General features: G+C 32.0%; 11 protein-coding genes. 3 read left to right on the top strand and 8 right to left on the bottom strand.

Annotated features, from left to right (window positions below):
- The first annotated feature begins 114 nt into the window (after nucleotides 1-114).
- A complete protein-coding gene (locus B0I03_RS10465; RefSeq protein ID WP_146603291.1) occupies nucleotides 115-4374 on the top strand; it encodes a T9SS type B sorting domain-containing protein in 4260 nt (1419 codons plus the stop codon).
- A gap of 2 nt (nucleotides 4375-4376) precedes the next feature.
- Here B0I03_RS10465 and B0I03_RS10460 read toward each other — a convergent pair whose 3' ends face one another.
- From B0I03_RS10460 to B0I03_RS10450, 3 genes are read right to left on the bottom strand one after another with little or no spacing between them, the layout of a single operon-like run.
- Nucleotides 4377-4574 (bottom strand): hypothetical protein, encoded by a 198-nt coding sequence (locus B0I03_RS10460; protein ID WP_111567387.1) that lies wholly within the window; start codon nucleotides 4572-4574, stop codon nucleotides 4377-4379.
- Between the two features lie 3 nt (nucleotides 4575-4577).
- The gene (locus B0I03_RS10455; protein ID WP_111567386.1) at nucleotides 4578-5975 is read right to left on the bottom strand and encodes a radical SAM protein; all 1398 of its coding nucleotides are present in this window, start codon (nucleotides 5973-5975) and stop codon (nucleotides 4578-4580) included.
- A complete protein-coding gene (locus B0I03_RS10450; protein WP_111567385.1) occupies nucleotides 5965-6705 on the bottom strand; it encodes a prolipoprotein diacylglyceryl transferase in 741 nt (246 codons plus the stop codon). The genes B0I03_RS10455 and B0I03_RS10450 overlap by 11 nt, the downstream gene beginning before the upstream one ends.
- A 181-nt stretch (nucleotides 6706-6886) precedes the next feature.
- Here B0I03_RS10450 and B0I03_RS10445 point away from each other — a divergent pair, with 181 nt between their 5' ends.
- Both B0I03_RS10445 and B0I03_RS10440 read left to right on the top strand, forming a co-directional pair.
- Nucleotides 6887-8152, top strand: a complete 1266-nt coding sequence (locus B0I03_RS10445; RefSeq protein WP_111567384.1) for a Y-family DNA polymerase — start codon at nucleotides 6887-6889, stop codon at nucleotides 8150-8152.
- Entirely contained in the window at nucleotides 8143-8580 is a 438-nt protein-coding gene (locus tag B0I03_RS10440) for a LexA family protein (protein WP_111567383.1), read from the top strand. The genes B0I03_RS10445 and B0I03_RS10440 overlap by 10 nt, the downstream gene beginning before the upstream one ends.
- Before the next feature lie 52 nt (nucleotides 8581-8632).
- On the opposite strand, the gene B0I03_RS10435 is transcribed toward B0I03_RS10440, so the two are convergent.
- From B0I03_RS10435 to B0I03_RS10415, 5 genes are all read right to left on the bottom strand, one after another.
- The gene (locus B0I03_RS10435; protein WP_111567382.1) at nucleotides 8633-10690 is read right to left on the bottom strand and encodes a peptidylprolyl isomerase; all 2058 of its coding nucleotides are present in this window, start codon (nucleotides 10688-10690) and stop codon (nucleotides 8633-8635) included.
- 99 nt (nucleotides 10691-10789) lie between these two features.
- Nucleotides 10790-12055, bottom strand: coding sequence for a hemolysin family protein (locus B0I03_RS10430; RefSeq protein WP_111567381.1), 1266 nt, complete (start codon nucleotides 12053-12055; stop codon nucleotides 10790-10792).
- 4 nt (nucleotides 12056-12059) lie between these two features.
- Nucleotides 12060-12251 (bottom strand): hypothetical protein, encoded by a 192-nt coding sequence (locus B0I03_RS10425; RefSeq protein ID WP_111567380.1) that lies wholly within the window; start codon nucleotides 12249-12251, stop codon nucleotides 12060-12062.
- A 47-nt stretch (nucleotides 12252-12298) separates the two neighbouring features.
- A complete protein-coding gene (gene lptC / locus B0I03_RS10420) occupies nucleotides 12299-12826 on the bottom strand; it encodes an LPS export ABC transporter periplasmic protein LptC (RefSeq protein WP_245903016.1) in 528 nt (175 codons plus the stop codon).
- Between the two features lie 34 nt (nucleotides 12827-12860).
- A complete protein-coding gene (locus tag B0I03_RS10415) occupies nucleotides 12861-14222 on the bottom strand; it encodes a tetratricopeptide repeat protein (RefSeq protein WP_111567378.1) in 1362 nt (453 codons plus the stop codon).
- Nucleotides 14223-14225 lie beyond the last annotated feature (3 nt).

Genomic DNA, 14225 nt, shown 5'->3' with positions numbered 1-14225 from the left:
TAATTAACAAAAAGTTTGAATATTGTTTTATATTCAAACTTTTTTGCATTTAATAATAGTTGGTTTTTCTTTTTTAGTTATATTTATGTCAATGATTTAAATCCCCCATAAATCTTGAAAAACTTACTTTTTATATTCGCCCTTTTATATTCAACTTGTTTGTTTTCACAAGGAATAACTGTTGATAATACTACAAATTCACCAGCACAATTAGTCGATTTGTTATTAGGAAATTCATGTGTTGAAGTTTCTAATATCTCGGTTTCATCAACTCGAGCTGTTGCTTATTTTAATCAAAATGGTTCGTCTTTTCCAATTTCTGAAGGAATAATCATTAGAAATGGTGTAGCTACTTTTACACAAGGTCAATATACAGGTGTGAATTTAAGTAGTTCGGTAACTGCTTCTGGTGATGCTTTCTTACAAACTTTAAGTGACAATAATGGTGGAATAAGCCCAATTGTAAATGCAGAATATTTAGAATTTGATTTTATTCCGCTTTCTAATAGTTTTAGCTTTAATTTCTTGTTTGCTTCTAATGAATATGGTTTTTATCAATGTGAATTCAGCGATGTTTTTGCTTTTGTTTTAACCGATTTGTCTTCTGGAGTTTCAACAAATCTCGCTGTGATTCCGGGTACAAGTATTCCCGTTTCGGTAACTACAATTAGAAACAGTATTTATAACGATCCTTCAAGTCCAAATAACAGTTGTGCTTCTGTAAATCCTAGTTTTTTTGGAACGTACAATGTAGGGAATCCGACATCGGCATTAAATATGAGAGGACAAACTGTAGTTATGAATGCTTCATCAGCTGTAACTCCTAATACGCCTTACAAAATAAGATTAGTAATTGGTGATTATGCCAACACAGGTTTTGATTCGGCTGTTTTTATTGCTGCAGGAAGTTTTACTACGACTTTAGATTTAGGTTTAGATCAGATTATTTGTACGGGTGATGAGGTTTTGTTAAATACTAATTTAGACAGTACATTTCGATATACTTGGTACGAAAACGGTAATCCTATTTCAGGTGAAACGAATTCAACCTATACAGTAACTCATGCAGGAACTTATACAGTTGAAGCTGTAAGAGGAAGTTGTACAATTACAGACACTATTGTATTTACTGATTTAGCAGTTACAAATCCGTTTGATTTATTAACTTGTAACACTGGCGCAGCGTCTTATAATTTCGATTTAGCAACAAATAATGAATTAGCTTTAGGAATTGATACTGCCATTTACGATGTTTTTTATTACGAATCTCCAGCCGATATTGTGGCGAATAATCCAATTCCTAGTGCGAATTTAACTTCTTATCCGAGTACTGGTGGTCAAACAATTTACATTAAAATATTCAATACCATTTCAGGTAATTTTTGTGATGCTGAATATCCTTTTGATTTGATTGTTAATAATGCCGCTGTTGCAACTCCACCTAATCCAATATCGGTTTGTGAAGGACAAGGGAATACGAATTATACTTTTACAAATACTACAACAAATGAAGTTTTAAATGGACAATCGCCAGCAAATTATACAGTTACTTATTATAATTCTGTTGGAGAAGCTTCTTCTGGAACTAATCCTATAACTTCTATTTCAATTCCTAATGGAACCACTACGGTTACTGTTGGAATCCGAATTCAAGACAATTCTAATACAAGTTGTTTTGACGTTACTTCTTTAACGATTACGGTTAATCCATTACCAATTGTTGATGATATTCCAGATCCAATTGAATGTAGTCAATTTACATTGCCAGTTATTGTGAATGGAACGTATTATCTTTTACCAGGCGGACCAACAACACCCGGGCAAGTACAGTTTAATATTGGAGATATTTTAGTAGATGGAGGAACGTATTATATTTTTGCGGGTCCAGATGCAAATGGTTGTACAAATGAAGAGAGTTTTAATCTGACTTTAATTGATGAATATGTTCCGCAGTTAGACCACTGTGGTAGATTTATTGTGCCAACACCACCAGAAAATATTGGGAATTTTTACACACAACCAGGAGGACCTTCTGGAACTGGAGTTGTTGTTCCAGCAGGAACAGAATATTTGAATACAACAGCCGCAACTTTTACAGAGACTTTATATTATTATGCAGAAGTAAATGGTGTGTTGTGTAGAGATGACCAATTTATTTTCTACGTGCATCCATTGCCATTAGCAGATGATCCTGCAGATGTTGTAAGTTGTGATAACTATATTTTACCAGCATTAGTGAATGGAAATTATTTTTCTGGACCAAATGGCTCAGGAACTCCATTATTTGCGGGTGATGTAATAAGTGTATCCGGACCTAATTTACCAGGTACCTATTATGTTTACAATCAGTTAGCCCATACAACAAGTTCGGGAGCGCCAGGGAACTGTTCGCTTCAAAATGATTTCAGAATTGACTTGGTGGATACAACGGTTTTTACAGCTACTTCAGGTTGTGGTGTTTATACGTTGCCTGCAGTTTCTTTTGGAGGATATTACACAGCACCAAACGGAGGAGGAACTCAAATTACCGATTTGAACATTACTTCTTCACAAGTGGTTTACTATTTTGCCAACACTACAACTTTGCCAAATTGTACTTCTAACTTGAATTATAATATCACAATTCATTCGTTACCTTTAGTGGATGTAATTCCTAGTGGAACTTATTGCGGAGAGTTTGTTTTGCCTGTTTTAGTAAATGGAACTTATTATACTTTGTCTGGTGGATCAACAACTCCGGGACAAGTTCAGTTAAATGCTGGTGATAGGATTGATTTATCAGGTGTGAATTTATCTCCTGGAACCTATTATGTTTACAATGGTATTGATGCTAATGGTTGTCAAAACGAATCAAGTTTTACTATTTCTTTGAATCCGTTTCCGCCTGCTGATAATGTTATTGGTAGAACCGAATGTAATCCTTACACTATTTCAGCACCAGTTAACGGAACAATTTATACTGCGCCTGGTGGACCAAGTGGAGGAGGAACTATTGTTTCTTCTACACAAGTTTTTGATACTACCCAAACTTTCTATTTGTATAATATTGATACTACTACAGGTTGCGAAATTAATCGTCCTTTTACAATTACTTATAATGGAATTAATTTACCGGATTATCCAAACGTAAATGTGTGTGAATTTGAAAATTATCAATTACCAGCCTTAACACATGTAGCACCAACACCTTTTAATTATACCATTGGATATTTTTATGATCCTAATGGAGTAAATCCTGTACCTCCTGGAACCATTTTCAATACGCCAAATACAACAACTATCTATGTTTATGCGGTGAATGCCGATGTTAGAACTACTTGTACACAAGAAGATAGTTTTGATATCATCGTTTCCGAAACACCTAATTTAGCTACTTTAGGTTTGGTTTTCGATAATGAAGAATGCGGAACTTATGTTTTACCAACATTACCAACAACAACTTACAATATTAATTATTATTCGCAACCAGGTGGAAATACGGCTGATTTAATTACGAATTTGAATATCACAACTCCGGGAACTTATACGTATTATGTACATGCTTCAGCCATTGGAAACCCTAATTGTAACGACGAAATTTCGTTTACATTCACAGTTCATCCTCTTTTAAATATTACGATTCAAGGCGGAATTATCTGTGTGGATTCTCAAACAGGTGATGTATTACGAACATTTACTATGAATTCTGGATTAAGTCCAGCATTTTTTACTGTTAATTGGTTTTTAAATGGTACGCTAATGGGAACAGGGCCTAGCTATACTGCTTCGCAAGCTGGAGTTTATACGGTTGAATTTATAAAACTTACACCTGATGTGGGAGCGAATTGTAATTACGCTACAACAACAGTAACTATTGTACAATCGAGTCCTGCTGTTGCTGATTTTACTGTGAGTACTCCGTTCGAAAACAACACGTTTATTACTGTAAATTTAACTGGTGGATTCGGGGATTATCTATATCAATTAGTTTATCCTGATGGAAGCGTAACTGAGTATCAATCGAGTAATGTATTTGCTAATTTGCCTACAGGCGAATACTATGTAAATATTTATGATGTTTTAGGAGATTGTAATCCAACAATTATTGGTCCTATTTACATCATCAATTATCCAAATTACTTTACACCAAATGCAGATGGTACTAATGATAATTGGAATATTTGGGATTTAAGTCATCAGCCTGATGCAGTGATTAATATTTTTGATCGTTACGGAAAATTCTTAAAACAAATGTCGCCAGCTAGTTCAGGTTGGGATGGAATTTATAATGGTGAAAAACTGCCTTCTACGGACTATTGGTTTACGGTGGAATATTTGCCTCAGAATGGAACTACAAAGCAAATTTTTAAAGCACACTTTTCTTTGAAACGATAAAATTAAATCATTAAACTTCCACATATTCCTAAGCCAACCAATAAATATACTGCTGCTAAAATGAATAATACTTTTGCAGCATTAGGGTTGCTTTTTTTTACGCCAAATCCAATTAAAGTTAACAATATTGGTGGGCCAATCATTATTATTATGATTAGAATAAATATACCATTTAGATTTCCTATTTCTAATGCTTTCATATTTTAAAATTTAATTTCATTGCGAAGTTTTTCTAATTGTACTGATTTGTCATCTCTATAAAACAAATTCATTGTTTCAAAAGGAATTATTTTATTGTCCTTATTAACAATATGAACACATGATTTTTTTATTGCCCTAACATCAAAATTGTAAGCATCAATAAATTGCATAATGATGATTCTAAACAAATTGTCATATCCTAAATTAGGAGCATCAATATTTGGTAAACAACACATGATTGATTTTAAATTTTCTTCTGCAACTTCTACAGAATTTCCAGTGCTAAATAATTCAATCATTTTTTCTTGAAGTACATTATCTTGTTCGTAAATAATAGTGTTTTTACTATTGTCTAATAAATCATTTGGATTAATGTAACGTGTTAAAGGAAATACTTCGTTGTCTAATTTTAATGCATATCCCATAACTAAAGCATCTGGATTACAAGGTACAGGAAGTAAATCATCTGGATTAAAAATGGTTGTTTGTTCCAATATTTTTCTTCTAACTTCTGTTAAAGTCATTCTGTCTGTTTCTGGGTTGAAGTTGTCTAATCTTCCGGCAATTTGTGTTGGTTGAAAAGTTACTCCTCTAACACATTTTTGTTGTAACGCAAATTCAATTATTTTCCCAATTTCGTTGTCATTTAACCCTTTTTGTAAGGTAACTACTAATGTTGTTGAAAGATTAAGTTCATTCAAATTTTCAATAGCTTGTTTCCTAATTTCATTCAAATCGGCACCTCTTAATTCTTGTAAAACACTATTCTCGAAAGAATCAAACTGTAGGTAAATTTCAAAATCTGGCGAATAACCTTTCAGTTTTTTTGCAAATTCTTTGTCTTTTGCTATTTTGATACCGTTTGTGTTTAGCATTAAATGTCGAATAGGAAGTGATTTTGCATAATCTAAAATTGCAAAAAAATCGGGATGAATAGTTGGTTCTCCACCACTAATTTGAACAACATCAGGTTCTTTTTCATTTATAACTATGGTGTCTAACATTGTTTTTATTTCATCTAATGTCCGATGTCTACCATAAGTTGGAGATGAGCCTGCGTAGCAAGTAGGGCAAGTTAAATTACATCTATCGGTTACTTCGATCACTGTCAAACAAGAATGTTGCTCATGATCTGGACATAATCCACAATCATACGGACAACCATAATCGGTTTTGGTATTAAATTTATAAGGAGTTTCCGAAGGTTTATTATAATTTCTTATGTTTTTATAATACGGAATGTCGTCTGCGATTAAAACTTTAGACTTTCCATGCTCGGGGCATCGCTTTAGCATATATACCTTATCGTTTTCAAAAACAATTTTTGCGTCAATTCGCTTTAAACATTCTGGACAAAGGCTTAAAGTATAGTCGTAATAGGTGTAATTTCTAACGGGCATTTTTGAATAAATTTAAAATGGTTTTATAATAATAAAGATAACAAATTAGGCATAAAATCTGTATAGAACTTAAGCCTAAAATAAAAAAGGTATTAGGTTTTAAAAATTCGATGCAAAATCGGAAGGAAAAATAGCTAATCATAAAATATTTAAACAGTATGCCATTTTTTATATTTTTTAGTTTCGTTTTCCACAAAAATGCAAATAAGCAAATGAGAAATAGTAATTCATAAAGCGCAATAGGATGTCTTTTTAAACCATCACCTAAATCCATTCCAACGAATAAATTTGTCACTTTTCCATAGGTGAATTCGTTTATTCCAGATAAAAAGCAACCAATTCGTCCAATAAAAATCCCAACAATAATTGGGAAAACGAATAAATCGCCCGAAGATTGTTTTTCGCCAATAATTTTTTTCGCCAGTTCAACTCCCAATAAGCCTCCAAACAAACCACCCATTATGGTTTTTGTGTTTAAAATAGTAATAAATGAACTAATATCTGTAGGATATATTGGGTTTTCTAAGAAGCCAATTATTCGTGATCCTAAGAAGGCTCCCAACGCAGCGCCTAATATTATTGAAAGTCTGTTTGAGTTTGGAATAGTGTCTTCTGTTTGCTTTCTTAAAAAAATATAGTATCTAAATGCAATAAAAAAAGCCAAATATTCAAGAATTAAATGAATATTTATTTTATAATTGAAAACAACTGGTTCATAGGGTATGGTCATCTGTTTTTGTCAAATGTAAAGAAAAATATGCTTTTATGCTCAGATAGTTTAGACGGATTGTTTATCCCAAAATTTACAATTAGGACAAATTTTCAAAGCCCATTTTTCTTTGAAGCGATAATTTATTAACATTAACAATTGACTCATTTTCTTTTTGTAAAAGTTAAAGTAACTTTACAAGATGTATGCTTTAGTCGATTGTAATAATTTTTACGTTTCGTGTGAACGTGTTTTTCAACCTCAATTAAATGGTAAACCTGTTGTGGTTTTGTCTAATAATGATGGTTGTATTATTTCGCGTAGTAATGAAGCCAAAGGATTAGGAATTCCTATGGGTGCGCCCGAGTTTAAAGTTCGTGATTTGATTAAGCAACATGACATAAAGGTTTTTTCTTCTAATTACGCTTTGTATGGCGATTTGAGTTGTCGTGTGATGAAAACACTCGAACATTTTACTCCAAATGTTGAGGTGTATAGTATTGATGAAGCTTTTTTGTGTTTTTCAGGTCAAGATATAGTCGATTATCACGAGTACGGATTGCAAATTCGACAACGTATTATTAAATGGTTAAGTATTCCCACAGGAATCGGTTTTGCGCCTACCAAAGCATTATCTAAAATTGCCAATCACATTGCAAAGAAATTTCACGAAAGAACACAAGGAGTTTATGTAATTGACACTGATGAGAAAAGAATCAAAGCCTTAAAATGGACAAAAATTGAAGATGTTTGGGGAATTGGTTTTCGTCTTACTAAAAAAATGCAATCTAAAAATATTAAAACGGCTTATGATTTTACTCTTCCGCATAACGAAGCTTTTATTCGCAAAGAAATGGGAGTGGTTGGAATGCGCTTGAAATATGAATTAGAAGGAAAATCGGTATTAGAAATGGAAGAACCAAAAGCCAAAAAAAATATTGCGGTTACAAGAAGTTTTGAGAAAGATATATCTGATTTCAACGAACTTAAAGAGCGCGTGGTTACATTTGCAAGTGTTTGTTCTGAGAAGTTACGCAAGCAAAATTCGTTTTGTAATGCGGTTATTTTGTATTTGCGAAAAGATCCATTTAATACTAATGGTGAAAAGTATAGTTTTTATCGCATGCAAACGTTGCCTTTTTCGTCCAATACGTCTTTTTCAATTAGTCAAACAGCGATTTCTATGTTAAAAGATTTGTATCAAGAAGGAACTGCTTATAAAAAAGCGGGTGTTATTGTTACGGAAATTGTGCCTTCTTCGCAACGTCAATTTAAACTTTTTGACGAAGAGAATCCAAAGTACCAAAAACTTATGGAAGTTATGGATGCGGTTCAGGATAAAACTGGCGAACGTAAACTTCGATTAGCTTCACAAGATTTAAAACGCACTTGGAAAATGAAACAGAATCATTTATCCAATCGATATACTACGAATTTTAACGAATTACTAGAAGTAAAATGCAAGTAAATCCGAAAATAACTTTTTTTGTTCCCGATTTTGATAATCCGATGGAAACTTCATTTATTTCGAGCGAAATTAAAGCAGGATTTCCTTCGCCTGCAGCCGATTTTGAAGAATCAAAGGTAAGTTTAGATCATTTGTTGATTAAAAACAAAGAAGCAACCTTTTATGCTAAAGCAAGTGGAAATTCTATGATAGGAGCAGGGATTGATGATGGTGATATTTTAGTGATCGACAGGAGTCTAGAACCAAGAAATAATGCCGTTTCAGTTTGTTTTATCGATGGCGAGTTTACCGTAAAAAGAATTAAGAAAACAGAAGAAGCTATTTTTTTAATTCCCGAGAATCCAAATTATGCTCCAATTCAAATAGAACCGCATAATGAGTTTATAATTTGGGGAATTGTGACCTATGTTATAAAACAAATTAAATAAAAAAAGGCTATCACGATTTTCGGATAGCCTTTTATTTTTTAAGCGTAACTTCTTAGAAGTTTGCTCTATTATCTTTAATTTCTGCTTTATCTTTTAATGCAATATAAGACATTGAGATAGCATAAGATCTATTTTGTGATCTGTCTTGAGTAATGTAAGTTTCATAACTTGGAACTTCTGGAGCTTTAGTTACAGCTTTAGCTCTTACCATGAACATTCCTGATGTACCTTCGATAATTTCAGAAGTTTTTCCAGGAGTTAAACCAAATGCTTTACCAACAACTTTAGGCTCATTCCCAATATTTGGAATTACTGGTGCTTTTAAAGAAACTCCAGCTGCAATTTGAACAGAAGCACCAGAAGCTTTTGCAACTGCCTCTAAAGAACTACCACTCATTTTTTTCTTGATAATTTCAGCTTTTTTCTGATTTTTGATGATTGGTTCTACTTGTAGTTTTGCAATATCAATTGGTAATAAACCACTTTCGTTTCTATCTTTTAATTTTGCAATAACAAAACCTTGAGGAACTTCAAAACGTCTAACATCTCCAATTTCTGTATCTTTATTGAAAGACCATCTTACAATTTCTCTTTGAGAACCTATACCTTGAACGTATTCGTCTGAACCTTTTAAATTTGTAGCTGGAACTACTTCAAATCCTGCTTTTTTAGCAATTGCAGCAAAATCTTTATTTTCATTAGCATCCGCTTCTAATTGACTCGCTTTAGTATAAATCGCATCAATTGTAGCTTCAGAAGGTTGAATTTTTTGAGCAACTGTTCCCATTAAAACAGCATCATATTTAGCCGTTACTTTGATTACGTGAAAACCAAAATCAGTTTCAACTACACCAATAGAACCAACAGGATTGTTGAATACATAATCATTAAATTGAGGAACCATTTGTCCAGGAGTAATGTTGTCATACTCACCACCATTGTTCTTAGATCCTGGATCGTCTGAGTTAGCCATTGCTAACATAACAAAGTTTCCTGGATTAGCTTTTACTTGTGCTAATAAATCATTAGCTAAAGCTTGAGCTTCTTCTTTTGTTCTTGTAGCAGTAGATTGAGGAGCTCCTTTGTAAGCTAATAAAATGTGACTTGCTTTTGCACTTGCATTGCCTTTTTTAGCAATCATTCTAGAAATACATTGGTGTCCGTTGAAAACATATGGTCCAAAAACACCACCAACTGGTAAGTTGAATAATTGTTCTTGATAATCAATAGGTAAATCTTTTTTAGTTACATAAGTAGAGTCAAATTTAATGTCTGAATTAGCATTAACAAATTCACCTACATTCGCAACAGAATCAAATTTCACTTTAACATCACCAATAGAAGATAACATAGCTTGCTCGTCTTCTTTAGAAGGTTTGTTTTCTACCAATACAAAATCAACGCTTGTAGTGTTGTCTGACTTGTATTTTTTTGGAGATTTTTTCATGAAATCGATAATCTCAGCATCAGTAACTTTAACTTGATCGTCGTTTACAGTTGAAAAAGCTACTGTTACATAATCAAAGTTTGCTTTATCGTTTTCTAATTTATATTGGAATTTACCTTCAGCTTTTGTTGTATACACACCCGATTTGATCATCGTGTTGTACATTTGTTCAACAGCATATCTTTCAATGTTTTTTTCAAATTCTTTCCATTGTAACCATTGCGTTTGGTCTGGAGCATTTTTGATTCCTTTTAAAGACTCTTTAAATTTGTTTTCGTCAAATTGTCCAGCAGCATTTAAAAATTGAGGATTTTGAGCTAAGTTAGGATTTTGCTTGATAACGTTGATTAATTGTTCGCTACCAACTTTTAAGCCTAATTTTTCAAATTCTTCAGTAAGGATAATTCTTCTAACTTCTTGATCCCATGCGCTGTTAAGAGCTTGTGTTGAAGTAGTTCCTTGTCCTTGTTTTTCAATCATTGCAACATTTTGCATAAATTGTTGCGCATCAATATCTGTTCCATTAACAGAGCCTACATTGTTAGCATCAGAGCTAAATGTTCCGCTTTGAATAACATCTGCTAATACAAATGAAAACAATGCTAAAGCAATGATAATAATTAGGAAGAATGAACGTTGTCTAATTTTAGATAAAACTGCCATTTTTATTTGTGTTTAATTTTTTTCAGAGGGCGAAAATACAATTATCTATTTAATAATAAAATAGTAAAGTTATATTTTACTTGTTTTTTTTAAAGATTTTTATCTTTTTTCTTCTTTTACTGAGAAACGCACCAATTCGATTTTTTTATTGCTTGCGGAATGAATGATTATTTCAAAATTTTCGATATTGATTTTTTCTTCGTTTAACGGAATTTCTTTCGTATAATTTACAATAAATCCACCTAATGTTGAGTAAGAATCAGATTCGGGAATTTCTAAATTATATTTTTCGTTAAGGTATTCAACATCTAGTCTTGCAGAGAATAAAAAGGTGTTTTCTTCTATGATTTCATCTATTAATTCTTCATCTAAATCGTGTTCGTCTTCAATTTCGCCAAACAATTGTTCGATAATATCTTCAACAGTTATAATACCAGAAGTTCCTCCATATTCGTCTAACACAACTGCGATACTTTTTCTTTTTTTGGTTAGTAAATCCAAAGCATCTTTAATGTAAATGGTTTCTGGAATATATTCCACAGGAATCATTATGCTTTTGATAGTTTTTGGTTTTTTAAACAGTTCAAATGAGTGTACATAACCTAAAATATCATCAATTGAATTTTGATAAATTAACAATTTAGAATAACCCGTTTTAATAAAAGTTTCTTTAAGTTCAGTAACCGAATCTAAAATATCAACACCACTAATTTCGGTTCTTGGCGTCATAATATCTCTTGCTTTTAAGTCGGAAAATTCAAGAGCATTTTGAAAAATTTGAATTTCCGAGTCTATTTCGTTTTCATGCGACACATTATTCATTTGTTCGGTAATGTAATTGCCTAATTCTACTTTACTGAAATATTCCTGAACTTGATCTCCAGGAGTTTTAAAGAATGTTCTTAAGATAATATCTGAAATCCAAATGATAAACTTTGTAGGCCAAAAGAATAATTGGTAAAAGAAATAACTTGGAACAGCAAAAAACTTAATAAAAGAATTCGCATAAATTTGAAAGAAAACTTTCGGAAGGAATTCAGCTGTTAATAAAATGATGGCTGTTGAGATTAGAGTTTGAAGCAATAATCCAACAAATGAAGTAAGCTCGAAGTAGTTGTTTAACCAATCGATAATTAAGTCGCCCGAATAAATTCCGTAAATTACTAATACAACATTGTTTCCAACGAGCATTGAGGTAATAAACTGAGATGGCTTTTCGGTAAGTTTATTTAGTATAGAAGCATTAAAGTTTTGTTGTCTTTTCTCGATAGATAAATACACTTTGTTAGAAGAAACATAAGCAATTTCCATTCCTGAAAAGAATGCTGAAAGCAATAAACAAATTACAATAATGGCGATTTCCATTTAGCTATTTTCTGTTTTGATACTTGTTTTGGAAATGTCTTCTAAAAAAGAACATGCCAACAGCAACTACCGCAATGATAATACTTAAAAGAATGTCATTAAATGGTTTGCCTTCTGAATATTTTTTAAATGCATCGTATAAAAAGAAAGCTGCAAATATTAGATAGATGTATTGAATGAATTTTAAATAAGTCATGGTGTGTTAATTTTATCAAATGTAATGAAAAGGAAAATGTAAAACAATTATTTGTCGGTAGTGTTAACTTCTCCGCTACTTTGTTGCATATTAAAAATTTTGAAATCTTTGCTGAAGTCAACTCCTGGGCCTTCTAAATAACTACCGCCTTCATCAGTATATTTAAAGTGTTTTTCTGTAAAGAACCATTCGTTTTTTTGGTCAAAATATAATTGAGAAGTTTCTAGTTTTTTGCCATTTTGAGAGCTAATAGTAACATTTCCTTGTAAGTCAATTATATCTGTTTTTTTATACGAAATAGCATAATCAGCTTCAATAGTTGTAGTGTTTCCTTTGTTGTCAAATAAGGTTACGTGAATTCCTTTTGGAAATTCTGTAAAAGGATTTGAAATGTTACTATAGTCCATCATTTTTGGACTTTTTAGAATTGATCTGATTTTGCCAGAATCTGTATATTTTAAATTTAAAGTGTCGGCTTCACCTGTAGGGATAAAACTTGTTTCGCTAAGTTGTTGCACCTTTTTAATGTCGCTTTCACATGAAAAAAACATAGTCACGATAAATATCGTGACCATGTTTAAAATATTATTTTTAATGAATAGTTTCATCTTATAAGCTTGGAACTACAATACTTTCTCCAACCCAACAGTTAAACGCAACTCTTTGTCCTGCTTTTCCTGATTGGAAAATTTCAGTTTTAGAAGGAGCGGCTGCTCTATAGCTTGCAGCTGTTTTGTTAGCTGTTGCTTTGATTGATGAATCAACGGCTCCAGCTTTGTCACAATATTGTGCAGCTAACCAGTACATAGCTCTTTTTTCAAATTGGTCATTACCACATTCGTTGATGCTACTTCCGTAAAGTTGTGCAATCAATAAATAAGCTTTACCAAATGATGGTTTTACAGATAGAGCTTTTCTTGCATACGTACGAGCTTGAACTTTGTTTGATTTACTATACATAGCTGCAATTCTGTAATATACATTTGCTTTTTTAGTGTTGTCAGTGTATAAATTAGCTGCTTGATTAAAATAATCTAAAGCTTTAGTAGTATTTTTTCTTTGAATTTCTACTACACCTAATTGATATGCTGCATCAGCACTTGGGTTTAATTTGTAAAGTGCTTCTGATATTTTTGAGAATATTGGGTCAGAATCACATCCTTTTGCATCTAAACGATTTGCGGCTCTTTTTAACCATTCTTCGTTAGTTTTGTTTAACTCAAATCCTTTTTGGTAAAATGGAATAAGTTTTTCGCAAGTAGATAATTCTAAAACAATATTGTCCATGTCATTTCTAACATTTCCAAAAATTTCCAAACTATTTTCAATTCTAGCTTTTCTTGTTTTTTCTTTGTCAGTTAATGCTTGTCCTGCTTCTTCTTTTGTTAAAAAAGTATCGTTTTCTTCAGATAATTCTTTTTCTTCTTCATCAAGTTTTTTAGAAATATCGTCATATTTATCGAATACTTGTTGTAATTCTACACCTTTGTTAGCTTTGTGGTTGTTTACTAAAATTTCGAAGTAAACATACATTGCTTTTGCATATTTAAAGTTTGCATAATCAGTTTTGAAGGCAACATCTAACAATTGAAATACTTCATCAGTCGTTCCAACTTTGTTTTCAAACAATACTAAACCTTTTTTCATTTTATTTCCAGCGCCATTTCCAGGAAAGTGTTGGTCGTGTTCATCATATAATTTCAATAAATCACGAACGTACTTTTCTTTATCTTGAGGAGTTGTTGCTTTTTCAATTTTCAATTTAACTGCAAATTCTCCTAAAGTGTAAATGCTTTTATGGAAAGACGGGCAATCTTTTCTTAAAGTTGTTAAATAGTCGTAAGCCGTAACATCTTTTGCTTTTACAGAAGTTGACATTAAGCTTAGTGTTTCTGTACAAGCTTCCGTATTTTGAGCCTGAACAAAAAAACTAGTTAAAGCTATAAATAATAATGTTAATTTCGTTTTCATTTT

The sequence above is a fragment of the Flavobacterium aquaticum genome, assembly GCF_003259835.1.
Taxonomy (GTDB): domain Bacteria; phylum Bacteroidota; class Bacteroidia; order Flavobacteriales; family Flavobacteriaceae; genus Flavobacterium; species Flavobacterium aquaticum.
Note: the sequence above shows the minus strand (reverse complement) of the source record. Positions and strands in the feature narration are given on the sequence as shown.